This is a genomic window from Klebsiella sp. 141161, assembly GCF_050600815.1.
In the GTDB taxonomy this organism is placed as follows: Bacteria; Pseudomonadota; Gammaproteobacteria; order Enterobacterales; family Enterobacteriaceae; genus Klebsiella; species Klebsiella aerogenes.
Window position 1 is genome coordinate 632396 of the sequence record NZ_JAQIRN010000002.1, and the last position, 22486, is coordinate 654881.

At 54.6% G+C, this 22486-nt stretch carries 24 protein-coding genes, 1 other RNA gene and 1 pseudogene; 17 read left to right on the top strand and 9 right to left on the bottom strand.

The annotated features are described in order from the left end of the window. Window position 1: 1 nt before the first annotated feature. Window positions 2-400, top strand: a complete 399-nt coding sequence (locus PGR79_RS07570) for a phage holin family protein (RefSeq protein WP_032712570.1) — start codon at window positions 2-4, stop codon at window positions 398-400. After that, window positions 397-693 carry a YqjK-like family protein gene (locus tag PGR79_RS07575; RefSeq protein ID WP_213316660.1) on the top strand — a complete coding sequence of 99 codons (297 nt, stop codon included), beginning with the start codon at window positions 397-399 and terminating at the stop codon, window positions 691-693. The genes PGR79_RS07570 and PGR79_RS07575 overlap by 4 nt, the downstream gene beginning before the upstream one ends. An 8-nt stretch (window positions 694-701) precedes the next feature. Here PGR79_RS07575 and PGR79_RS07580 read toward each other — a convergent pair whose 3' ends face one another. After that, window positions 702-911: a hypothetical protein gene (locus tag PGR79_RS07580; RefSeq protein ID WP_032715873.1), complete on the bottom strand. Its 210-nt coding sequence runs from the start codon at window positions 909-911 to the stop codon at window positions 702-704. A 324-nt stretch (window positions 912-1235) separates the two neighbouring features. Here PGR79_RS07580 and PGR79_RS07585 point away from each other — a divergent pair, with 324 nt between their 5' ends. The 3 genes from PGR79_RS07585 (at window position 1236) to PGR79_RS07595 (ending at window position 3183) form a co-directional block, all read left to right on the top strand. Beyond that, entirely contained in the window at window positions 1236-1628 is a 393-nt protein-coding gene (locus PGR79_RS07585) for a DoxX family protein (RefSeq protein ID WP_015703571.1), read from the top strand. A gap of 74 nt (window positions 1629-1702) precedes the next feature. After that, entirely contained in the window at window positions 1703-2689 is a 987-nt protein-coding gene (locus tag PGR79_RS07590; protein ID WP_430921394.1) for a glutathione S-transferase family protein, read from the top strand. Between the two features lie 125 nt (window positions 2690-2814). Beyond that, window positions 2815-3183, top strand: a complete 369-nt coding sequence (locus PGR79_RS07595) for a DUF805 domain-containing protein (protein ID WP_087859895.1) — start codon at window positions 2815-2817, stop codon at window positions 3181-3183. Window positions 3184-3221: 38 nt separating this feature from the next. Here the strand turns inward: PGR79_RS07595 and PGR79_RS07600 are convergent, their stop codons facing one another. Then, window positions 3222-4118 (bottom strand): LysR family transcriptional regulator, encoded by an 897-nt coding sequence (locus PGR79_RS07600; protein ID WP_045377888.1) that lies wholly within the window; start codon window positions 4116-4118, stop codon window positions 3222-3224. Between the two features lie 104 nt (window positions 4119-4222). Here PGR79_RS07600 and PGR79_RS07605 point away from each other — a divergent pair, with 104 nt between their 5' ends. Together PGR79_RS07605 and PGR79_RS07610 are read left to right on the top strand one after the other, a co-directional pair. Next, window positions 4223-4924: a pirin family protein gene (locus tag PGR79_RS07605; RefSeq protein WP_430921396.1), complete on the top strand. Its 702-nt coding sequence runs from the start codon at window positions 4223-4225 to the stop codon at window positions 4922-4924. Window positions 4925-4946: 22 nt separating this feature from the next. Then, window positions 4947-5108: a hypothetical protein gene (locus tag PGR79_RS07610; protein WP_087859897.1), complete on the top strand. Its 162-nt coding sequence runs from the start codon at window positions 4947-4949 to the stop codon at window positions 5106-5108. A gap of 32 nt (window positions 5109-5140) precedes the next feature. On the opposite strand, the gene PGR79_RS07615 is transcribed toward PGR79_RS07610, so the two are convergent. From PGR79_RS07615 to garL, 5 genes and pseudogenes are all read right to left on the bottom strand, one after another. Beyond that, window positions 5141-5551 (bottom strand): Spy/CpxP family protein refolding chaperone, encoded by a 411-nt coding sequence (locus tag PGR79_RS07615; RefSeq protein ID WP_430921398.1) that lies wholly within the window; start codon window positions 5549-5551, stop codon window positions 5141-5143. Between the two features lie 149 nt (window positions 5552-5700). Further along, window positions 5701-6561, bottom strand: a complete 861-nt coding sequence (locus PGR79_RS07620; RefSeq protein WP_308958045.1) for a mechanosensitive ion channel domain-containing protein — start codon at window positions 6559-6561, stop codon at window positions 5701-5703. A 589-nt stretch (window positions 6562-7150) separates the two neighbouring features. After that, window positions 7151-7531, bottom strand: an RNA gene (gene rnpB, locus PGR79_RS07625) — RNase P RNA component class A. Between the two features lie 211 nt (window positions 7532-7742). Beyond that, entirely contained in the window at window positions 7743-8633 is an 891-nt protein-coding gene (garR, locus tag PGR79_RS07630; RefSeq protein ID WP_045394913.1) for a 2-hydroxy-3-oxopropionate reductase, read from the bottom strand. After that, window positions 8533-9428 (bottom strand): annotated as a pseudogene (gene garL, locus PGR79_RS07635) (2-dehydro-3-deoxyglucarate aldolase). Before garL ends, garR begins: the two are co-directional and overlap by 101 nt. A gap of 503 nt (window positions 9429-9931) precedes the next feature. Between garL and garD the strand changes: the two are divergent. Continuing rightward, window positions 9932-11503 (top strand): galactarate dehydratase, encoded by a 1572-nt coding sequence (gene garD, locus PGR79_RS07640; RefSeq protein WP_113373125.1) that lies wholly within the window; start codon window positions 9932-9934, stop codon window positions 11501-11503. A 50-nt stretch (window positions 11504-11553) separates the two neighbouring features. Here garD and PGR79_RS07645 read toward each other — a convergent pair whose 3' ends face one another. Together PGR79_RS07645 and PGR79_RS07650 are read right to left on the bottom strand one after the other, a co-directional pair. Then, window positions 11554-12504, bottom strand: coding sequence for a sugar kinase (locus PGR79_RS07645; protein ID WP_430921401.1), 951 nt, complete (start codon window positions 12502-12504; stop codon window positions 11554-11556). Continuing rightward, complete coding sequence (locus tag PGR79_RS07650) at window positions 12504-13307, bottom strand: DeoR/GlpR family DNA-binding transcription regulator (protein ID WP_213793705.1); 804 nt, start codon at window positions 13305-13307, stop codon at window positions 12504-12506. Before PGR79_RS07650 ends, PGR79_RS07645 begins: the two co-directional genes overlap by 1 nt. A gap of 350 nt (window positions 13308-13657) precedes the next feature. On the opposite strand from PGR79_RS07650, the gene PGR79_RS07655 reads away from it, so the two are divergent. From PGR79_RS07655 to gatD, 9 genes are all read left to right on the top strand, one after another. Then, entirely contained in the window at window positions 13658-14512 is an 855-nt protein-coding gene (locus tag PGR79_RS07655; protein ID WP_087859905.1) for a tagatose bisphosphate family class II aldolase, read from the top strand. 24 nt (window positions 14513-14536) lie between these two features. Further along, window positions 14537-15451, top strand: coding sequence for a 1-phosphofructokinase (gene pfkB, locus PGR79_RS07660; RefSeq protein ID WP_430921403.1), 915 nt, complete (start codon window positions 14537-14539; stop codon window positions 15449-15451). A 10-nt stretch (window positions 15452-15461) separates the two neighbouring features. Further along, on the top strand, window positions 15462-16874 hold the full coding sequence (locus PGR79_RS07665; RefSeq protein ID WP_087859907.1) for a PTS fructose transporter subunit IIC: 1413 nt from the start codon (window positions 15462-15464) through the stop codon (window positions 16872-16874). Between the two features lie 10 nt (window positions 16875-16884). Continuing rightward, window positions 16885-17700 (top strand): HPr family phosphocarrier protein, encoded by an 816-nt coding sequence (locus tag PGR79_RS07670; protein WP_087859908.1) that lies wholly within the window; start codon window positions 16885-16887, stop codon window positions 17698-17700. Window positions 17701-17876: 176 nt separating this feature from the next. After that, window positions 17877-19148, top strand: a complete 1272-nt coding sequence (gene gatZ, locus PGR79_RS07675; protein WP_213316667.1) for a tagatose-bisphosphate aldolase subunit GatZ — start codon at window positions 17877-17879, stop codon at window positions 19146-19148. Window positions 19149-19162: 14 nt separating this feature from the next. Beyond that, a complete protein-coding gene (gene gatA / locus PGR79_RS07680) occupies window positions 19163-19630 on the top strand; it encodes a PTS galactitol transporter subunit IIA (protein WP_087859910.1) in 468 nt (155 codons plus the stop codon). Window positions 19631-19656: 26 nt separating this feature from the next. Further along, complete coding sequence (gatB, locus tag PGR79_RS07685) at window positions 19657-19941, top strand: PTS galactitol transporter subunit IIB (protein ID WP_020077852.1); 285 nt, start codon at window positions 19657-19659, stop codon at window positions 19939-19941. 5 nt (window positions 19942-19946) lie between these two features. Next, window positions 19947-21329, top strand: a complete 1383-nt coding sequence (locus PGR79_RS07690; RefSeq protein WP_113373128.1) for a PTS galactitol transporter subunit IIC — start codon at window positions 19947-19949, stop codon at window positions 21327-21329. 44 nt (window positions 21330-21373) lie between these two features. Beyond that, window positions 21374-22417 (top strand): galactitol-1-phosphate 5-dehydrogenase, encoded by a 1044-nt coding sequence (gene gatD, locus PGR79_RS07695; protein WP_113373129.1) that lies wholly within the window; start codon window positions 21374-21376, stop codon window positions 22415-22417. The last annotated feature ends 69 nt before the right edge of the window (window positions 22418-22486 follow it).

A 22486-nucleotide genomic window follows, 5' to 3' on the forward strand; every position in this document is an offset into this window, starting at 1 on the left:
TATGGCAAACTCTCAACACACGCAGGGCCCGGGACAGAGCGTATTCGGCATCGGCCAGCGGATTATCACGCTGCTGGTCGAAATGGTGGAAACGCGCTTGCGCCTGGTCGTCGTGGAGCTGGAAGAGGAGAAAGCGAACCTCTTCCAGCTGTTGCTGATGCTCGGGCTAACGCTGTTATTCGCCGCTTTTGGGCTGATGAGCCTGCTGGTGCTGATCATCTGGGCTGTCGATCCGCAGTACCGCCTGCATGTGATGATCGCGACCACCAGCGTCCTGTTGCTCGCCTCATTGATAGGGGGAATTTGGACCCTCAGGAAAGCTCGCCGCTCAACGTTTTTACGTCACACCCGCGACGAGCTGGCGAACGATCGCGCGCTGCTTGAGGACGAGCGTCGATGAGCGGCCAACAGGAACGCGACCAGCGAAAAGCGCTGCTGCTGCGCCAAATCCAGCAACAGCGGCTGGATTTGGCCGCCAGCCATCGTCACTGGCTGGAAGCCACCTCGCCTATCGATCGCGGCTGGCAAACGCTGAAACACCTGCGTTCATGGGCGATGGTCGGCAGCGGGGTGATGGCTATCTGGTCAGTACGCCATCCGCGCTTTTTAATCCGCTGGGGCAAACGCGGCCTCGGCATCTGGAGCACCTGGCGGATGGTCAAAGAGATTCTGCGCCAGTCCGCATCGCGTTAATTGCTCGCTCAGTGCGCCAGCGCGCTGAGCTCTTGTTCGCTTAAACCGGTGGTTTTACTGACCAGCGCGCTATCAACGCCGTTACGAAGCATCGCAAGAGCTATTTTACGCGTCGCCTGACGTTCGCCTTCTTCTCTACCTTCTTCACGCCCCTCTTCACGACCCTGTTTTCTTCCCTTCGTGCGCCCACGCTCTTCAAACCATTCTGCTAATGTCATCAGTTGCTCCTTATGTTCAGGCATTCCCTGCGCCAGTTGACGAAAAAATCTGCCAGGGCTGGTCAAATGGCCGGAACGGGCAAGGATAAGGTGCCTCTGGTGATAAAACAACCGATAGCCACGTACGCTGCGAGGCGCCTCGGAAAATATTTTCACCGATCGCACCAATTGCTCAGAAACTTTGAAAAAGAACTACAGTTTTCCTTGCTAACAATCCCCTCTCAAGCTCGCTAATATCCTCTCCATCGACAGCAAGCCCGCGTAACCACGCAGGATTGCACTAAAAAACGAAATCGCCGCCCTTTGGGTTTTCTGGAGTAAGAAATGAAAAAATTAGAAGATGTTGGTGTATTGGTAGCGCGTATTCTGATGCCGATTCTGTTCATTACCGCTGGTTGGGGAAAAATCACCGGGTATGCAGGTACGCAGCAGTATATGGAAGCAATGGGTGTTCCGGGAGCGCTGCTGCCGCTGACTATTCTGCTTGAGTTTGGCGGCGGTCTGGCGATTCTGTTCGGTTTCCTGACTCGCACTACCGCGCTGTTCACCGCAGGCTTCACCCTGCTGACCGCGTTCCTGTTCCACAGCAACTTTGCTGAAGGCGTGAACTCGCTGATGTTCATGAAAAACCTGACCATCGCTGGTGGTTATCTGCTGCTGGCCGTGACAGGTCCGGGCGCATTCAGCATCGACCGCGTGCTGAATAAAAAGTGGTAAGCGCACTATACTGAGTAAAAATCTAAAAAAGCGAGGGGCTATCTCCTCGCTTTTGCTATCTGAAGGAGGAAGTAATGGGACAATTAGTCGACGGCGTCTGGCAAGATACCTGGTATGACACCAAATCCACCGGAGGACGGTTCAAGCGTTCCGTTTCAGCCTTCCGCAACTGGCTCACCGCCGATGGCGCGCCGGGCCCTGCGGGCGAAGGTGGCTTCGCCGCAGAGAAAGACCGCTATCACCTGTACGTTTCACTGGCCTGCCCGTGGGCGCATCGCACCCTGATTCTGCGCAAGTTAAAAGGATTAGAACCCTTTATATCCGTCTCAGTGGTGAATCCCCTGATGCTGGAAAACGGCTGGACCTTCGCCGACGATTTCCCCGATGCGACCGGCGACCAGCTCTATCATCATCAGTTCCTCTATCAGCTTTATCTGCAGGCCGATCCGCATTACACCGGCCGGGTGACCGTTCCGGTGCTGTGGGATAAAAAACAACAGACCATCGTCAGCAATGAGTCGGCTGAAATCATCCGCATGTTCAATACCGCGTTTGATGGCCTGGGCGCGCGGGCGGGCGACTATTATCCGCCGGCGTTGCGAGAAAAGATCGACGATCTGAATAGCTGGATCTACGACAACGTTAACAACGGGGTGTATAAAGCCGGTTTCGCCACCAGCCAGCAGGCCTATGACGAAGCCGTAGACGCGCTGTTTACCTCGCTCGAACGCCTTGAGCAGATCCTCGGTCAGCACCGCTATCTGACCGGAAACCAGTTAACGGAAGCGGATATCCGCCTGTGGACAACGCTGGTTCGTTTCGACCCGGTGTATGTCACCCACTTTAAATGCGATAAGCGCCGCATCAGCGACTATCTCAACCTGTACGGTTTCCTGCGCGATATCTACCAGATGCCGGGGATTGCGGAAACGGTGAATTTCCCGCATATCCGCAATCACTATTATCGCAGCCACAAAACCATCAACCCGACGGGGATCATCTCCGTGGGCCCGCTGCAGGATCTCAACGAACCGCACGGGCGGGATCGCGTTTCCCGCTGATCGATAAGGCGCCGAAAGGCGCCTTTTATTCAGATAACGGATATTTACCAGTTTGATATTCACGCCTATGATTATTTTGATCGCTTTAAAAACAAGTGATTAATGGTTAACTAAGGCGTGAGAAAATGGACTGGTATCTAAAAGTATTACGAAACTATATTGGCTTTGGCGGTCGCGCCCGGCGCAAAGAGTACTGGATGTTTATTCTGGTCAACATCATTCTCACCGCAGTGCTCAGCATCATTGATAAGATGCTCGGCTGGCAGCGTGCTGGGGGTGAAGGCATCCTGACGACCATTTACGGCGTGCTGGTTTTTTTACCCTGGTGGGCGGTGCAGTTTCGTCGCCTGCATGACACCGACCGCTCGGCGTGGTGGCTACTGCTGCTGCTGATCCCGGTCATCGGCTGGCTGGTGATTTTGATTTTCAATTGCCAGAACGGCACGCCCGGCGACAATCGCTTTGGGCCAAATCCAAAACCCTACTCCTACTGATTTACGCGCTCCTCGCGGCGGAGGAGCGCATCTTCCCGTTATCTGCCGGCGAACAGTTTCGGGATCTCCCGTAGACACCACGATTTGGCTTCGCCCATGCTGTCACGGCGCCAGGCCATAATAATATCAATTTCGTTGGTGTATTCAGGACTCACAACCCGCAGGCGCCCTTCGGCAATATCTTTCTCAACCAACGGATAAGGCATGGTTGCAACCCCTAGCCCCGCCAGCAGCGCCTGGCGTTTATCTTCAATGGTGCTGACGGTTAAACGCGGCTGTTTATCCAGCAGTTGCACCGTCAGCACCGGGCGCTCGCGCGCGGTATCCGCCACCGCGACGCCACGATATTTCACCCGCGTCACCTCGGAAAGCGGTTCTGGCTCTTGATGAATCGGGTGATCCGGCGCGGCGACGTAAACGCTTAACACCGAATAGAGCTTACGTGAGTTAATTTCTGACGATGAACGAAAATGCATATCCGGCGCGACGACGATATCAGCACGCCCCTGCTCCAGCCGCTCCCAGGCGCCGGCCAGCACTTCGGTAATAATCGACAGCTGGGTATTGGATTTGGTCGCCAGCTTCTCAATCAGCGGAAACAGATCGGTGGTCGGAACCAAGGCTTCGGTGACGATGGTCAGGTGAGTTTCCCAGCCGCGCGACAGCGCTTCGGCGTCGGTAGTCAGCTTGTCCGCCGCTTCCAGCAGCACGCGCCCGCGTTCCAGCAGCATGCGGCCAACGTTCGTAAATTTTGTGCGATGGCCAGAACGGTCAAACAGCACCACATCCAGTTCTTCTTCCAGTTTTTGCATGGTGTAGCTTAGGGCCGAAGGCACGCGCCCCAGCTCGTCAGCCGCAGCGGCAAAGCTCCCGCGTCGGTCTATCGCATCCATTACGCGTAACGCTTCCAGCGTTAATGCTCTCTCTTTCGCCATTTCGCTCTCATTCAGGAATTTTGAACATACCGGGCAGAATATCTGGCTAACAATACAGCGTCCATACCTTTACCATTGATTTAGTGTAAAGAGAGGTCAAGAAAATGATTACAACCCGAACAGCCAAACAATGCGGTCAAGCAGACTTCGGCTGGCTGCAGGCCCGCTACACCTTTTCCTTTGGCCACTACTTCGACCCTAAATTGCTGGGTTACGCCTCGCTGCGCGTACTCAATCAAGAAGTGCTGGCGCCGGGCGCGTCATTTCAGCCGCGTACCTATCCAAAGGTCGATATCCTGAATCTGATTCTGGAAGGTGAAGCGGAATATCGCGATAGCGACGGCAACCACGTACAGGCAAAGGCTGGTGAAGCCTTGCTGCTCTCCACCCAACCGGGGGTCAGCTACAGTGAGCATAATCTCAGTAAAGAGCAGTCGTTGACGCGCATGCAGCTGTGGCTCGACGCCTGCCCGGAACGCGAAAATCCGCTGGTGCAGAAACTCGCGGTTAGCGACTCGTCAATCCAGTTACTGGCTTCACCGGATGGCGGCGGTGACAGTGTACAGCTGCGCCAACAGGTATGGATCCATCATCTGCAGCTGGCGAAGGGTGAAGAGATTAGCGTTCAACTGCACGGCCCGCGCGCCTATCTGCAGTCGATTCACGGTACGGTACATGCCGTGGCAAAAAAGGAAGAGAAACAGGCATTAACCTGCGGTGATGGCGCTTTTATTCGTGACGAAGCTAACATTACCCTCGTCGCCGATACGCCGCTGCGCGCTTTGCTGATAGATTTACCGGTGTAACAAGGAAGCCGGGAGTTTGTGAGTGAGCAAGAAAAAGAGCAAAAAGGCGCAACCGTTAGACCAGCCAGTCGCTGTGGAAACCATGAGCCCAATCGGCTTTGGCTATGAAGAGATGCTGAGTGAACTGGAAGCCATCGTGGAAGATGCGCAAACGCGGTTGCAGGACGAAGATAACGCCGCCTGATGAAAATCGGCCCCATAACGGGGCCGACTTTATTACTCGCTCAATGCCTGAGAGAGATCTTTTTTCACCTGAGTACGCTGTTCCGGCGTCAGAACCTGATTTACACCGAAATAGTACTTCACGCGATAATAGCGCACCTGCTGTTCAACCTTGCCAAAGGCCGCCAGCTGATCTTTCACCGCTTTCTCATTCCACTTACCGGAATCGATCACGTCAAATAAAACGCCATCTTTAATATCTTTCTGCGAAACCTGCTGGACGTTCTTTTCCATTTCCTGATGCAGGCTCTTAATTTTAGCGACCTGATCCTGGTTCAATTTTAAATGCTGAACGATAGGATCCTGAGCCGGCGCCGGAGCGGCGTTAACCTCAGCAGCCTGTGCCGCCATGGAGAATCCCGCGGCTACAGCCGTCATTAATACCATCCGAGAAAGTTTGTTCATCTTGTTATCCTGAATAAGTACGTAGTGATAAGACGCTCTATTATTCCCTGAACAATAATGACGATGTGTAAAAAAGCATGTTCACCAGTGTAAATATTCAGATAATACATTCACCAAATGAATTATATGAAATATAAAATTCTTCTTGCTTATTGAACACGCACTAAATCCGGCGACGTTAAATTAATATCCATGCGCGGCGCAGCCAGCATAATTTTATTTTCATCGAGCGCATTTTTGATATTTTCCAGAAAATCAAAATAGGTATCCCAATACTCCGCATTTTTTACCCATACGCGAATGGTAAAATTAAGCGAACCAGGAGCCAACTCGATCAGGCGAACCGTGGTACCGCGAGAACGATCGATGCGCTTTTCATTATCGATAAGCGTCTGGATCACCTGTTTAACGTGTGATATTTGGCTATGACATGCCACCCCAAGCGTGAGATCGATGCGGCGATAGGGATGGCGGGAATAGTTAACGATGCTATCGGCAATAATTTTACCGTTCGGGATAATGACTTCTTTATTATCCACAGTCAGCAGTGTGGTGGAAAAAACATGTACCGATTGTACCAGACCGGATACCGCCCCCACCTGCACAAAGTTACCCGCGCGGAAGGGGCGTAACGTCACCAGCAATACGCCTGCGGCAAAATTTGACAGCGAGCCCTGCAGCGCCAGGCCAATGGCCAGACCTGCCGCGCCAAGGACGGCGATAATGGATGAGGTTTCAATCCCTACCCGGCCTAACGCGGCGATAATCGCAAAAGCCATGGTGATATAGCGCACCAGCGCGGCGAAGAAGTGGACGATTGTCGCATCTACGTTGCGTCGCAGCAGAATTTTCTCGAGAGTTTTGCCGAGTAATTTCGAAATCAGCTTACCAACAAACAAAATGATTAGCGCCGCCGCGATATTCCACGCAAACTGCATAATTGTATCGCCATGGCCGACAAGCCAGGCGAGCGCCGCTTTGATTTGGGGGAATAACACTACATTTTTCACGTCCACCGCCCTGTCTGGATAATACCTAAAACCTGCTATCCATTAAGCTGAATGATGACCGCTGCAAATGAGGGATTGAGATTAATGAATAGAAGATACATTTTCAAAGCGTGACAGTATCAACGAGCGCGGCCTGCAATGCAGCCAGAAAGCTGTTTAAAAGTGGACAGTCATTCATCTTTGTTCCACCCTCCGGATAGCAAAAACCCCGCCGGAGCGGGGTTTTTACATTGAAGAGGTGAAACGGACCGATAAGCCGCTTTCTTTCTGGTATAGCGTCGTGGACAGTCATTCATCTTTGTACCACCTTCCGGATAGCAAAAACCCCGCCGGAGCGGGGTTTTTACATTGAAGAGGTGAAACTGACCGATAAGCCGCTTTCTTTCTGATATAGCGTCGTGGACAGTCATTCATCTTTGTTCCTCCCTCCGGATAGCAAAAACCCCGCCGGAGCGGGGTTTTACATTAAATAGGTGAAACTGACCGATAAGCCGCTTTCTTTCTGGTATAGCGTCGTGGACAGTCATTCATCTTTGTTCCACCCTCCGGATAGCAAAAACCCCGCCGGAGCGGGGTTTTTACATTGAAGAGGTGAAACTGACCGATAAGCCGGGTTCTGTCGTGGACAGTCATTCATCTAGGCCAGCAATCGCTCACTGGCTCAAGCAGCCTACCCGGGTTCAGTACGGGCCGTACCTTATGAACCCCTATTTGGCCTTGCTCCGGGTGGAGTTTACCGTGCCGCGGACTGTTACCAGCCGCGCGGTGCGCTCTTACCGCACCCTTTCACCCTTACCTGATCCCACTTGCGCGGGCCATCGGCGGTTTGCTCTCTGTTGCACTGGTCGTGGGCTGTGACACCCCCCAGGCGTTACCTGGCACCTTGCCCTATGGAGCCCGGACTTTCCTCCCCTCCGCCCGTCTCCCCCTAAGAGGACGACGACGAAGCGGCGACTGTCTGGTCAGCTTCGGCGCGAAGTATAGAGGGTTCGCGCGCCTTTGTCACCCCGCACAGCGCATTCCGCTCGCCAGCCTCGCGGCAATCATGGCTTTTACCCTTCCCTCGCCGGCAGAAAGGCTTTGTTTATAAGAGTCTGGGACGAAGAAAATGTTCGTGGTGATGTAGCCTGACGGCGCTGCGAAAAGTAAGCATAACAGGGCGCAGGCACGCGCCCATCTTGTTAGCGAGTGACTTCCACTTTCGCCAGTTTTTCGTAGTAACACGCCAGAGCGCTATGGTCAGCGGTGCCCAGGCCATCCGCCCGCAGCGCCTGCATCATCTCCATCACCGCCGCCGTCAGCGGTAGCTGGGCGCCGACGCCGTGAGAAGTATCCAGCGCATTGGCCAGATCTTTAATATGTAGATCGATGCGGAAGCCCGGCTTGAAGTTGCGATCCATCACCATCGGCGCTTTAGCGTCGAGTACTGTGCTGCCCGCCAGGCCGCCGCGAATCGCCTGATACACCAGGTCCGGGTTAACACCGGCTTTGGTGGCCAGGGTTAACGCTTCCGACATTGCCGCGATGTTCAGCGCCACAATCACCTGGTTGGCCAACTTGGTGACGTTGCCTGCGCCAATATCGCCGGTATGCACCACGGATCCCGCCATCGCTTTCATCAGGTCGTAGTATTTATCGAAAATCGCCTTGTCACCGCCAACCATCACCGACAGGGTGCCGTCGATCGCTTTGGGTTCGCCGCCGCTTACCGGCGCGTCCAGCATATCGATGCCTTTGGCCTTCAGCGCTTCACTGATTTCGCGGCTCGCCAGCGGCGCGATGGAGCTCATATCGATCACCACGGTGCCTGGTTTCGCGCCTTCGATAATGCCGTTTTCACCCAGCGCAACGTCTTTCACGTGCGGAGAGTTTGGCAGCATGGTAATAATGACATCGCACTGCTCAGCAATGGCCTTCGCCGTGCTCGCGGTCTCTGCGCCCGCGGCAATCACGTCAGCAATAGCTTCAGGGTTACGGTCGGATACCACCAGCGAATAACCCGCCTTCAGCAAATTTTTGCTCATCGGCTTGCCCATGATGCCAAGGCCAATAAAACCCACTTTGATTGTCATAATATTCTCTCTTAATCCTGGTGATTATTTTTTAAAAGAATCAGCAAGTTTCTGGGTTGCTGAACGGAAGACGCCTAAATCGCTACCGACGGCGACGAAGGTCGCGCCCCACTCCAGATAGCGACGCGCATCGGCTTCTACCGGTGCAAGAATGCCGCTCGGTTTACCGTGTTTCTTCGCGCTGGAGAAAATATGCTGGATAGCACGCTGAACCTCAGGATGGGCGGCGTTACCCAGATGGCCCAACGCCGCAGCAAGATCGCTCGGACCGACGAACAGGCCATCAACGCCATCGGTCGCAGCGATAGCATCAACGTTATCCACCCCGGTCTGGCTCTCAATCTGCACCAGAATGGAGATATTCTTGTTGGACTGAGCGAAGTAGTCCGGCACGGTGCCGAACATATTGCCGCGATGAGAAACCGAAACACCGCGGATCCCTTCCGGCGGATAGCGGGTTGATGCCACCGCCTGCGCCGCCTGTTCAGCGGTTTCGACAAACGGCACCAGGAAGTTATAGAAACCGATGTCCAGCATGCGCTTGATGATAATCGGTTCATTGGTCGGCACGCGCACAACCGGCGCGCTGTGGCTGCCCTTCAACGCCATCAGTTGCGGGATAAGCGTGGTCACATCATTCGGCGCATGCTCCGCGTCAAGCACCAGCCAGTCGAAACCAGCAAGTCCTAATACCTCGGTGCTAATCGGATTCGCCAGGGCGCACCAGCAGCCAATTTGTACCTGGTGAGCCGCCAACGCGGCTTTGAACTTGTTCGGGAAAATTGCGTTATCCATGATTTTTACCTTGGGTTAATCGTTGCTTACTTCTGCTGCTCTATACGTTTCATCTCGCCAATCACCAATATAATTAGCAGAGTTAAATAGCGGGCTGGTACTCCTTTTCTGTGGCCCAATGCAGAATCATTTAAATATTCATCTGACACAGAACACCTTTTATTATTTTCAGCGAGCTATTTATTTTAAGCTATCTATTCACATATCAGATTCCTCAAAAACATGGCTCAGTATAATCAGCCCTCCGCCACCAGACACTATGCATAATCACAATATAAATGCCTAAATAATCATTTTAGTTATGCAAATGCCATAGGCCATGGGCGCTAATCCACAGTTCTCAGGATTACTCATCTATGTGTCATGGCCGGCGCGGCAAGGAGTGACGTAGATCACATCCTAACGCGATAACTCCTGACATTCTTTATTTCATCATTCTGCTAAGCAGAAATTTAATTAGCGTTTTATTTTATTATTAGCACCGGTTTGGAGAGCACTGGACAATGGCTGACATTGAAATTCGACAACAGTCGCCGACGGCGTTTTATATAAAAGTACACCCTACTGATAATGTGGCAATTATTGTTAACGATCGCGGTTTAACCGCCGGAACGCGTTTTCCGGATGGCCTGACCCTCGTTGAACATATCCCGCAAGGCCATAAAGTCGCTCTTGTCGATATTCCTGCCCATGGTGAAATCATCCGCTATGGCGAAGTGATTGGCTTCGCCGTTCGCGATATACCAAAGGGAAGCTGGATTGATGAGTCGTTGGTCGAACTGCCGACCGCCCCACCGCTGAACACCCTACCGCTGGCGACTAAAGTCCCCGAGCCGCTGCCGCCGCTGGAAGGATACACCTTTGAAGGGTATCGCAATGCCGATGGCAGCGTGGGAACCAAGAATTTGCTGGGGATCAGCACCAGCGTGCACTGCGTCGCCGGCGTGGTGGATTATGTGGTCAAGATCATTGAACGCGACCTGCTGCCGAAATACCCCAATGTCGATGGCGTGGTGGGATTAAACCACCTCTACGGCTGCGGCGTGGCGATTAACGCCCCGGCGGCCATCGTGCCGATTCGCACCATCCACAATATCGCGCTGAACCCCAACTTTGGCGGCGAGGTAATGGTGGTTGGTCTTGGCTGTGAAAAGCTGCAGCCGGAACGTCTGCTGCAGGGAACCGAAGACGTGCAGCCGATCGCCGTCGATAGCGCAAGCGTAGTGCGCTTGCAGGATGAACAGCATGTCGGTTTTAAATCGATGGTCGATGATATCCTGCAGGTTGCCGAGCGCCACCTGGCGAAGCTGAACGCCCGCCAGCGTGAAACCTGCCCGGCTTCGGAATTAGTGGTCGGTATGCAGTGCGGCGGCAGCGACGCCTTCTCCGGCGTGACCGCCAACCCGGCTGTGGGCTATGCCTCCGACCTGCTGGTGCGCTGCGGCGCGACGGTGATGTTCTCGGAAGTGACCGAGGTACGCGATGCTATTCATCTGTTAACCCCGCGAGCCATCAACGAAGAAGTTGGCAAGCGCCTGCTGGAAGAGATGGCCTGGTATGATAACTATCTGGAGCTGGGGAAAACCGACCGCAGCGCCAACCCGTCACCGGGCAATAAGAAAGGCGGTCTGGCGAACGTAGTGGAAAAAGCATTGGGTTCGATTGCCAAATCAGGCAAAAGCGCCATCGTCGAAGTCCTTTCGCCGGGTCAGCGCCCGACGAAACGCGGGCTTATCTATGCGGCGACGCCGGCCAGCGATTTTGTCTGCGGCACTCAACAGGTGGCTTCCGGCATTACCGTTCAGGTGTTCACCACCGGGCGCGGCACCCCTTACGGGCTGATGGCGGTCCCGGTGATTAAAATGGCGACCCGTACCGAGCTTGCCAACCGCTGGTATGACTTAATGGACATCAATGCCGGTACCATCGCAACCGGCGAAGAGACGATTGAGGATGTCGGGCTGAAACTGTTCGAGTTCATTCTCGACGTCGCCAGCGGACGTAAGAAAACCTTCTCCGATCAATGGGGTCTGCATAACCAGCTGGCGGTGTTTAACCCGGCGCCGGTGACGTGATATGCCCCCGTCCAACTATAATAATAAGCCCGGAAAATCCGGGCTTATTATTAGTTGTGTTGCGCTGCCAAAAAGTTTTTGATTTGCGCCTGCGTCGAAGTGCCTTCCATGGGGCCACGCTGACCGATCGCCAGTGAACCGCTGGCGTTTGCCCATTTCAGCGCTTCCTGCGGCGAGGCGCCGCTGAGGAACAGGCTAACGAAGGTCGCGCCGAAGCAGTCGCCTGCGCCAGTCGGATCGACAACCGGCACGTTAAAACCGGTGACGTGGTGTGTTTCAGCGGCGCTAAAGTAGCTCGCGCCACGCGGGCCGCGTTTAATCACCACGTGTTTAACACCGCGTTTCAGCAGCTTATCAACCAGCACCTGCTCATTTCGCCCCGGATTCAGGCCAAAGTAGTCCAGTTCACCGTCGCTTGGTAGAAAGATATCGGTGTAATCGAGAATGTATTCAAACGCCTGCGACATCTCGGGAATATTCAGCATCTCTTTGCGAATATTAGGATCGAACGACACCGTGCCGTTGCGCGCTTTAATGTTTTCAATCGCTTTACGCATCGCATCGATAATGCGAAATGAGAACAGCGATGACCCCATAATGTGGAAGTGCTGGCACTGGTTAAGCAGCCCCTCGTCGATGTGGTCCGCAGTCAGCAGACCACAGGCGCTGTTAGGCATATTAAAAATAAAATCGCGCTGCGCCTGGCTACGATAGCTGACGAACGCGCTGCCGGTTGTCGCTTTATGCAGCATGGCAATGCCGTTAACGTTAACGCCATCTTTCTCCAGCCGCGCAATATTCATTTCGCCAAATGCGTCGCTACCGACACAGCTAAACAGCACGGAGCCAAAACCCAGTTTCGCCACCTGATCGGCGAAAATTGCCGGCGCGCCGCTGGGATAGGGACCCCAAAATTCACCGGGGCGGGAAAATCCCTGATTTTCTTCCTTGGCGAGAAATTCCACCAGCAGCTCGCCGATGGTGCAAATGGTTACGTTCATCACCGCTCCTGGTTTGTCTTCTGCAAAGCCGTGTTGAGCCATGTCAGGCATTCATTGTTGGTGTAGCTGTTAGTTAAACCCGCGGCGAGGAAACGGGCATGATATTCCGCGGCGACAACCTGCGGCGTCACCACGCTACTCATTTGCTGAAGTTCGCCGATGGCATAGCGTTTTTCACCATAGACCGGACGGGAAGCAACAACCGCGATAACCCGCTCGCTCTGCGCCACGACTTCGCTCAGCAGGCGAGCGCTAGTTTCGTTGCGTACGCTCAGGGTGCCGTCTTCAGCGACGTGATCAACCGCAATCAGCGCGCGTGATGGCCGATAATGGCCTAACGCTTTCAGCGCCAAATCGCCTTCGACTATCCGCCCGTTGCCGCCAAGCACGCCGCCGAGCAGCACCGTTTCCCCATTCAGGAACTCCTGCGCCAGCGCAACGTGGGCCAGATCGTTAAGCAGCAGGCAAAGTTCCTCACTGTTAGCCAGAAACGGGATCACTTTACGCAAAATGGAACCCTGGCCTAAAAATAGCGTTTCGCTATCTTCAATTTGCACCGCCACCTGACGCGCCATTTCCGTTTCCAGCGCTTTGTCCGTCACCTGTGGAGCGTCGCGAACCGTAGCGACCGGCGTGCCGGCCTGAGCCGTGTAAATCGCCCCGCCGAATGAACGCTTCAGATACCCCTGCTGCTCCAGATAGTTAAGATCGTTACGGATTGTCACTCCGGAAACAGCCAGCATTTCAGCCAGATCGTCGACTTTAATCTCGCCGTTCTTACGAACGATCTCCGCGATGTCCAAGCGCCTTTTCAGCAGGCTGGTTGACGGTTTTGCCACGGGTTATGCCTTTTTATTTTCTCCTGGAATAACTTTCATTTTTAAATTTCCCCATCTTAATGTCAAACCACGCCAGTTAGTCCCGTGAAGAAAAATTAATAAAGATAATAAAATTCAAATAGATAACAACATGATATCGCTTCATTGGAATTTTAAAAAAGAAACATAAAAAAGATTATTAACTTTCATTTTAAAAATCAATTCCCCATTGTGTGCGATGGATCACACCTAAACGCGGAAACGATCGTTACATTACTTTCAAATTGAAGGTTTAATTGAACTAATTACTTACAAATTGAAAATAGAGGGTTAGAATGTACATCATTTCCAGTAAAAACATGTTGTTAAAGGCCCAGCGTCATGGTTACGCGGTCCCCGCTTTCAATATCCACAATCTTGAAACCATGCAGGTAGTGGTGGAAACGGCAGCAGAGCTGCGCTCGCCGCTGATCCTTGCCGGCACGCCGGGAACCTACAGCTATGCCGGCACCGGCAATGTGGTGGCGATCGCCCGCGATCTGGCGAAAATATGGGATCTCCCGCTCGCCCTGCACCTCGATCATCACGAGGATCTGGTCGACATCACGCACAAAGTTCAGGCGGGCATTCGCTCAGTCATGATCGATGGATCTCATTCACCGTTCGAAGAAAACGTAGCGCTGGTGAAAAGCGTGGTGGAATTAAGTCATCGCTACGATGCCAGCGTGGAAGCCGAGCTGGGCCGACTGGGGGGCGTGGAAGACGATCTGGTGGTTGATGCCAAAGATGCGCTCTATACCAACCCGGAACAGGCCCGTGAATTCGTCGCCCGTACCGGTATTGATTCGCTGGCCGTCGCCATCGGCACCGCGCACGGGCTCTACACCGCCGAACCGAAACTTGATTTTGACCGCCTGGCCGCCATCCGCGACTGCGTTGACGTTCCGCTGGTACTGCACGGCGCTTCTGGCCTCCCGGATAGCGATATTCGCCGCGCCATTTCTCTGGGCGTCTGCAAAGTCAACGTCGCCACCGAACTGAAAATCGCCTTCTCTGATGCGTTGAAAACCTACTTCCTGGAAAATCCGGGCGCCAACGATCCGCGTCACTATATGACGCCGGCGAAAGCGGCAATGAAAGAGGTTGTCCGCAAAGTGATTCACGTTTGTGGCTGCGAAGGGCAACTATAATCCGCGGATCGAAGGAGCAATGTCGTGATCCATACCCTGACACTGAATACCGCGATCGATATGAATATCTTTTGCGATCCGCTTCGGCCTGCGGCCGTCAACCGCACCCGGCAGACGGAATATTGCCCAAATGGCAAAGGGGTGAACGTTTCGCTGGTATTAGATCATTACCTACAGCCCACCCACGTCATGGGTATATTTGGCGGTTTTACTGGCCGCTATATAGTCGAAGAGCTGCGCAGACAGCATATTAAAGTGACTCCGGCATGGGTCGCCGAACCCACCCGTATTAATATTTTTATTAATGACGGACACGAAGAATATAAGTTAGTAAATCCCGGCTCTCGTATTAATGATGAAGGCAAAGAGCAAATTATTCATCATTTACAGTGCGTCAAACCCGGTGATTATTTGGTAATCAGCGGCAGTTTGCCGCCGGGAATTGAAAGCCGGTTCTATAGCGAAATAATGGCCTTGTGTCAGCAAAAAGGCTGTGAAGTTATTTTAGATATCAGCCACCCGGCGCTGCGGCAGTTGCTCGAGCTACGCCCGCTATTGATTAAACCCAATGACGACGAACTCAAAGAGATCTTCGATCTCGACGTCGGCAGCCCGCAGCAGGTACATGACGCAATGCGCACGCTCCACCAGCTCGGGGCCCGAAACGTGCTGCTCACCCTGGGCGCGCAGGGGCTCTACTTTTCAAACGGCGAGCAACTGTGGTTCTGCTCGGCGCCGAAAATCAAACTGGTTAGCTCGGCCTGCGCCGGCGATGCCGCGCTGGGAGCATTCCTGAGTAAATGGCTTAACGAAGATGATGTCGTTCCCGCTCTGGCGCTGGCCAGCGCCACCGGCGCCGATGTTGCCGCCTCCGCCGGGCTTGGCAAATTAAACCGTACACAAGAATTATTACAACAACTTCAGATCGTCCAATTATAAAGGTCCGATTATGAAAAAGATTATTGCCGTTACCGGCTGCCCTACAGGTATTGCCCATACATTTATGGCTGAAGAAGCCTTAAAGACCGCAGCAAAAAAATTAAACGTTGAGATCAAAGTTGAAACCAACGGCGCTTCCGGGGTAGAAAATGTCATTACACCGGAAGATCTGAAAGATATTTATGGTGTTATTATCGCTGCCGATAAAGATGTTAATGCCGAACGTTTTAATGGTTTACCGGTTATTGAAGTACCGGTTAAAGAGGCCATTCATCATCCGGCAGAATTAATTAATAAAGTCGTCAGCGGTCAGGCGCAACGCCGTCAGGGGATCTCCGCCACAGCGGATCCTGCGGAGAAATATGAGCAGGAATCATTCGGCCGGCAGATTTATAAACATCTGATGAGCGGTGTTTCCAATATGCTGCCCTTCGTGGTGGCCGGCGGGATCTTAATCGCCATTTCTTTCCTGTGGGGTATCTACTCCGCCGATCCAAATTCAGCGCAGTACAACGTGATTGCCGCCACCCTGATGAAAGTCGGCCAGCAGGCGTTCTCGATCATGGTACCGGTGTTCACGGCCTACATTGCCTGGTCCATTTCCGGCCGTCCGGGGATGGTCGCCGGGTTTGTCGGCGGCCTGCTGGCAAACGCCACCGGCGCCGGGTTCCTCGGCGGGATCATCGCCGGTTTCGCCGCCGGTTACTTTATGCTGCTTATCCGCCGCCTGCTCGACGGCCTGCCGCGTCAGTACGAAGGACTAAAGTCGATCTTTATTATGCCGCTGATTGGCGTACTGGTGATTGGCGTGATGATGGTGCTACTTGGCCAACCGGTGGCGGCGATCAACAACGGCATGATGAACTGGCTTAGCTCTCTGCAAGAAGCCAACCCCATTCTGCTGGGGATTGTGGTCGGGGCAATGTGTTCATTCGACTTCGGCGGCCCGGTCAATAAAGCGGCCTACGTCACCGGAACGCTCTTGCTAGGACAGGGCAACTATTTCTTTATGGCCGGCGTCTCCGCTGCCTGCATTACCCCGCCGCTGGTGATTGCGCTGGCAACCACGTTCTTCCCTAAAGGCTTTAGCGAAGAAGAGCGCGCCGCCGGGATGGTGAACTATATCCTCGGCTGCACGCACATCACCGAAGGCGCGATTCCCTTTGCCGCTAAGGATCCGCTACGGGTGATCCCGATGATGATGATCGCCTCTTCAATCTCGGCCGTCCTCAGCTACAGCCTACATATTCAGGTCCCGGCGCCGCACGGCGGCTTCTTGATCCTACCGCTGGTCAGCAAACCGCTGGTGTGGGTGCTGTGCATTCTTACCGGCTCCGCCTGCGGCGCGCTCATGCTGGGATGCTGGCGGTTGTGGCAAAAACGCACTCAGGAAGCGACGGCGCTTGCCGGCGCCATTAAATAAGGAGCGAACTATGCAGCTGACTTCCGCAGACATTCATTTCGACCATCAGGTCAAAACGAAAGATGAAGCGCTACAGCGCGTCGTCGGTTCCCTGACCGCAGCCGGGCATACACAGATGGCCTATCTGGAGGGAATGCGCGAACGCGAGGGGCAAATCAGTACCTATCTGGGCAACGGCATCGCCATTCCTCACGGCACGCCGCAAAGCCGCGATGCGGTGCTAAGAACCGGTGTGAAGGTGCTAGCCTGTCCGCAGGGGGTGGACTGGGGCGAAGGGCAAACCGCCTATTTGATTGTTGGTATCGCCGCACAGGACAACGAACATCTCGATATCTTACGCCAGCTCACTCATGCGCTAGGCGACGATCGGGTGCCCGCCGCGCTGTCGCGGGCCGATACTCCGCAGGCGGTGCTGGAGATACTTGCCGGCGATATCGCGCCGGCGCAAGGCGAAGAACCGGAACCGCCGCCGCGCTTTGATGAAGAGGCAATCTTTACGCTGCGCAATCCGCACGGCCTGCATGCCCGGCCCAGCGCGGTACTGGTGAAAGCCGTCAAGCAGTGGCAGTCGCAAATCCAGGTCGAAAACCTGGATACTCGATCGTCAATTGTCGATGCCAAAAATCTGATGCGCGTCGTATCGCTTGGCGCCAAACAGGGTCATCGTCTGCACTTTATGGCCAGCGGCAGCGATGCGCATCAGGCGCTGAAAGCAATTGGCGACGCCTTTAACGCCGGGCTCGGCGAGATCGCCGCCCAACCGCAGCAGGTCTCTCAGGCGGCAGAAAAAAGCAAACGCAGCTGGCTGTCCCGGTTATTCAGTTAATTTTCAATTAATTAAAAACGCTCTGCCGTGTTGGTCAGGGCGTTTTTTTTGCCAGTAAGACACCCTGTTCAACGCTTGCACAGCAATTTATCGATACAGATCACAATTCAAAACAAAGACATTTGCGACCAAAACAAAACATAACGAATATATTCGAAAGAAAACGGAGGTTGTAAATGAAAGATATTATCTCTCGCCATAAATCCGGCGAACACATCGGCATCTGCTCAGTTTGTTCAGCCCATCCGCTGGTTATCGAAGCTGCGTTACGTTTCGATCTGCCGACCAACAACAAAGTGCTGATTGAAGCAACATCAAACCAGGTCAACCAGTTTGGCGGCTATACCGGTATGCAGCCGGCCGATTTCCGCGACTTCGTCTACAACATCGCCCACACCGTCGGTTTCCCGGCAGAACGCATTATTCTTGGCGGCGATCATCTGGGCCCAAACTGCTGGCAAGACGAACCGGCTGCCGATGCGATGAAAAAATCCATCGACCTTATCAAAGCCTATGTCGCCGCAGGCTTTAGTAAGATCCACCTGGATGCATCAATGTCCTGCGCCGATGACCCGATACCGTTGAACCCAAGCGTAGTGGCAGAGCGCGCCGCCCGCCTCTGTCAGGCTGCTGAAGAGACCGCCAGCGATGAACAAAAGCGCCAGTTGACCTACGTTATCGGAACAGAAGTACCGGTTCCCGGCGGCGAAGCCAGCACCATCGGCAGCGTACATGTCACCCGGGCGCAGGATGCCGCCGCCACCCTCGAAACCCATGAAGCGGCGTTCCGCAAACTGGGGCTCGACGCCGCGCTGAAGCGCGTCATCGCCATCGTCGTGCAGCCGGGCGTGGAGTTCGACCACACGCAAATCATTCATTACCAACCGCAGGAAGCGAAAGCGCTGTCCGCGTGGATCGAAAATACCCCGATGGTGTACGAAGCCCACTCCACCGACTACCAATCCCGCCAGGCCTACCGCGCGCTGGTCCGCGACCACTTCGCCATTCTGAAAGTCGGCCCGGCGCTCACCTTTGCCCTGCGCGAAGCCATTTTCGCTCTCGCACAGATGGAAAATGAGCTCATCGCGCCCGAGTCCCGTAGCCGGGTGATGGAAGTGATCGACGAAGTGATGCTCAACGAACCGGGCTACTGGAAAAAATACTATCGCCCGACCTGGAGTCAGGCGATGGTCGATATCCACTTTAGCCTTTCCGACCGTATCCGTTACTACTGGCCGCATCCGCGTATTCGGCAGAGCGTTGAGAAACTTATCGCGAACCTGACCGACGCTAAGCTGCCGCTGGGGCTTATCAGCCAATATATGCCGGTGCAGTTTGAACGACTGTCGCTGAATGAACTGAACGCCGTGCCGCACGAGCTCATCCTCGACAAAATCCAGGATGTTCTGCGCGCCTACCGCTACGGCTGTTCTTCTGAAACCGCGTGAAATAAAGAGGATCTATGAGTCAATTGTTTGTTCGTACCGGCATTCACTTCAGCTCCAGCCAGCAGGCGCTGGAGCATATTGGCGCGGAGATGCTGGCGCGAGGTGTTGTGCATGATAGCTATCCGGCAGCCCTGCTCGAACGCGAGGCAACTTTTCCGACCGGCATCGCGCTGGAGCAACACGCCGTGGCCATTCCCCATTGCGAAGCCATGCACGCGAAGTCACCGGCGATTTACCTGATTCGCCCGGACGCGCCGGTCCCTTTTCAGCGCGCTGATGACGATGGCGATATCGACGTTTCGCTTATCATCGCGCTGATTGTTGAAAACCCGGCGGCACAGCTGAAGCTGCTGCGCCGGTTATTTAGTGAGCTACAAAATCCAAACACGCTGGAGGTTCTGCTCTCCGCTTCCGACGAGCAGTTACCGGTGCTGTTCCAGCAATTTATCCTTGAGCCCGAGCTTAGCGCCCAGGCTTCATAACATACTGATAATAAAAGGGGTACCCTATGAAACGCAAAGTAATCGTCGCCTGCGGCGGCGCCGTCGCCACCTCCACGATGGCCGCAGAAGAGATTAAAGAGCTGTGCGCAGACCACAACATTGAGTTGGATCTGGTGCAGTGCCGGGTCAATGAAATCGAAACCTACATGGACGGCGCGGACCTTATCTGCACCACCGCCCGCGTGGACCGCGCCTTCGGCGATATTCCAGTGGTTCACGGCATGCCGTTTGTCTCCGGCGTCGGCATTGAAGCCTTACAGCAGAAAATCCTCGGCATCCTCGCGGAGTAAACGCCATGTTCAGCGAAATCATGCGTTATATCCTCGATCTTGGTCCGACGGTGATGCTGCCGATCGTGATCATTATCTTCTCCAAACTGCTGGGGATGAAGCTCGGGGACTGTTTCAAATCCGGTCTGCACATCGGGATCGGTTTTGTCGGCATCGGCCTGGTTATTGGCCTGATGCTCGACTCCATCGGCCCGGCGGCAAAGGCGATGGCGGAGCATTTCCAGATTAACCTTCACGTGATTGATATCGGCTGGCCGGGGTCATCGCCGATGACCTGGGCGTCGCAAATCGCGCTGGTAGCCATTCCGGTCGCCATCGTGGTCAATATCGTCATGCTGGTCACCCGCATGACCCGCGTGGTGAACGTCGATATCTGGAACATCTGGCATATGACCTTTACCGGCGCGATGCTGCATATCGCGACCGGTTCCTACTGGATAGGGATTCTCGGCGTCGTGGTTCATGCCGCCTTCGTTTACAAACTGGGCGACTGGTTTGCCAGGGATACCCGCGATTTCTTCGGCCTTGATGGCATCGCGATACCGCACGGCAGTTCGGCGTACTTAGGGCCGATTGCGGTGCTCGTCGATACCATCATCGAAAAAGTCCCCGGCCTTAACCGCATTCACTTTAGCGCCGATGATATCCAGAAACGCTTCGGCCCCTTCGGCGAACCGGTCACCGTCGGTTTCGTCATGGGGTTGGTGATTGGCGCGCTGGCGGGTTATGACCTGAAAGGCATTCTGCAGTTGGCGGTGAAAACCGCGGCGGTGATGCTGCTGATGCCGCGGGTGATCAAACCCATTATGGATGGCCTCAACCCGATAGCCAAACAGGCGCGTAAACGTCTGCAGGCTAAATTCGGCGGCCAGGAGTTCCTGATTGGTCTCGACCCGGCGCTGCTGCTTGGCCATACCTCGGTGGTATCCGCCAGCCTGATTTTCATCCCGCTGAGCATTCTGATCGCCGTCGTGGTTCCAGGCAACCAGGTCCTGCCGTTCGGCGACCTGGCGACCATTGGTTTCTTCGTGGCGATGGCGGTAGCGGTGCATCAGGGCAACCTGTTCCGCACCCTAATTTCCGGGGTCATCATTATGGGTATCACCCTATGGATCGCAACCCAGACCATCGGCTTACACACGCAGCTGGCGGCAAACGCCGGGGCGTTAAAAGCGGGCGGTATGGTGGCTTCGATGGACCAGGGCGGCTCGCCGATTACCTGGCTGCTAATCCAGCTCTTCACCTGGCAGAACGTGGTCGGCTTCGCAATTATCGGCATCATCTATCTGGCTGGCGTCCTGCTGACCTGGCGTCGCGCCCGCCGCTTCATGGCGGTAGAGAAAGCAGAGAAAAGCGCCGCCGCGCAACAGCATCCAACCGCATCTTAAGCATTAGGGGAGCGCCGCTCCCCTGAACATTTCTGGAGAATGGTATGAAATCAGTGGTAATCCATGCTGAGGGGAACGTCTGCGTTGAAGAACGTCCCATCCCCACGCTGCAAACGGAAGACGATGTCCTGGTCAAAGTGGTCAGCTCCGGGCTGTGCGGCTCCGATATCCCGCGCATTTTCGCCAAAGGCGCGCACTACTACCCTATTACGCTTGGGCATGAATTCAGCGGCTATGTCGAGTCCTACGGCGCGGCGGTGACCGATCTACAGCCCGGTGATGCTGTTGCCTGCGTGCCGCTGCTGCCCTGCTTCCAGTGTCCGCATTGCCAGCGCGAATATTTTTCTTTATGTAAGCAGTATCAGTTCGTCGGCTCCCGCAGCGAGGGCGGCAACGCCGAATACGTGGTGGTGAAGCGCGCCAACCTGTTCCGCCTGCCGGATCAGATGCCCATTGATGACGGCGCGTTTATCGAGCCGATAACCGTTGGCCTGCACGCTTTTCATCTGGCGCAGGGCTGCGAGGGTAAAAACGTCATTATTATCGGCGCCGGCACCATCGGCCTGCTGGCGCTGCAGTGCGCCCGCGAGCTAGGAGCCAATAGCGTCACGGCTATCGACATTAATCCACAGAAGCTGGAGCTGGCCAAAACCCTTGGCGCGAGCCGGGTGTTCAACAGCCGCGAGATGAGCAGCCAGGCGATTCAACAGGCGCTGGAGGAAATCCAGTTCGATCAGCTCGTCCTCGAGACCGCCGGTACGCCACAGACCGTCGCATTAGCAATTGAAGCCGCCGGGCCGCGGGCGCAGCTGGCGCTGGTCGGTACCCTGCATCACGACCTAACGCTGCCTGCCGTCACCTTCGGGCAAATTCTGCGTAAAGAGCTGAATATCGTCGGCAGTTGGATGAACTACTCAGGCCCGTGGCCGGGAGAAGAGTGGCAAACAGCAACCCGCCTGCTGACGGAAAAACGCCTGCAGTTGGCGCCGTTGATAGCCCATCGCGGCGATGCCGAGAGTTTTGCTCGCGAAGTTCAGGCGCTAAACGGCGCGCCGATGCAGGGTAAAATCCTACTTAAACTTTCCTGATCGCTTGAGCCAGCAATCTGCGCTGGCTCACATTACCTTTCGAAAATTATCGTTCAACTTTCGTTATCC

Coding starts and splice junctions, on each gene's coding strand:
- PGR79_RS07570 (WP_032712570.1), top strand. CDS start 2: ATGGCAAACTCTCAACACACGCAGGGCCCGGGACAGAGCGTATTCGGC.
- PGR79_RS07575 (WP_213316660.1), top strand. CDS start 397: ATGAGCGGCCAACAGGAACGCGACCAGCGAAAAGCGCTGCTGCTGCGC.
- PGR79_RS07580 (WP_032715873.1), bottom strand. CDS start 911: ATGACATTAGCAGAATGGTTTGAAGAGCGTGGGCGCACGAAGGGAAGA.
- PGR79_RS07585 (WP_015703571.1), top strand. CDS start 1,236: ATGAAAAAATTAGAAGATGTTGGTGTATTGGTAGCGCGTATTCTGATG.
- PGR79_RS07590 (WP_430921394.1), top strand. CDS start 1,703: ATGGGACAATTAGTCGACGGCGTCTGGCAAGATACCTGGTATGACACC.
- PGR79_RS07595 (WP_087859895.1), top strand. CDS start 2,815: ATGGACTGGTATCTAAAAGTATTACGAAACTATATTGGCTTTGGCGGT.
- PGR79_RS07600 (WP_045377888.1), bottom strand. CDS start 4,118: ATGGCGAAAGAGAGAGCATTAACGCTGGAAGCGTTACGCGTAATGGAT.
- PGR79_RS07605 (WP_430921396.1), top strand. CDS start 4,223: ATGATTACAACCCGAACAGCCAAACAATGCGGTCAAGCAGACTTCGGC.
- PGR79_RS07615 (WP_430921398.1), bottom strand. CDS start 5,551: ATGAACAAACTTTCTCGGATGGTATTAATGACGGCTGTAGCCGCGGGA.
- garR (WP_045394913.1), bottom strand. CDS start 8,633: ATGACAATCAAAGTGGGTTTTATTGGCCTTGGCATCATGGGCAAGCCG.
- garD (WP_113373125.1), top strand. CDS start 9,932: ATGGCTGACATTGAAATTCGACAACAGTCGCCGACGGCGTTTTATATA.
- PGR79_RS07645 (WP_430921401.1), bottom strand. CDS start 12,504: ATGAACGTAACCATTTGCACCATCGGCGAGCTGCTGGTGGAATTTCTC.
- PGR79_RS07655 (WP_087859905.1), top strand. CDS start 13,658: ATGTACATCATTTCCAGTAAAAACATGTTGTTAAAGGCCCAGCGTCAT.
- PGR79_RS07665 (WP_087859907.1), top strand. CDS start 15,462: ATGAAAAAGATTATTGCCGTTACCGGCTGCCCTACAGGTATTGCCCAT.
- PGR79_RS07670 (WP_087859908.1), top strand. CDS start 16,885: ATGCAGCTGACTTCCGCAGACATTCATTTCGACCATCAGGTCAAAACG.
- gatZ (WP_213316667.1), top strand. CDS start 17,877: ATGAAAGATATTATCTCTCGCCATAAATCCGGCGAACACATCGGCATC.
- gatA (WP_087859910.1), top strand. CDS start 19,163: ATGAGTCAATTGTTTGTTCGTACCGGCATTCACTTCAGCTCCAGCCAG.
- gatB (WP_020077852.1), top strand. CDS start 19,657: ATGAAACGCAAAGTAATCGTCGCCTGCGGCGGCGCCGTCGCCACCTCC.
- PGR79_RS07690 (WP_113373128.1), top strand. CDS start 19,947: ATGTTCAGCGAAATCATGCGTTATATCCTCGATCTTGGTCCGACGGTG.
- gatD (WP_113373129.1), top strand. CDS start 21,374: ATGAAATCAGTGGTAATCCATGCTGAGGGGAACGTCTGCGTTGAAGAA.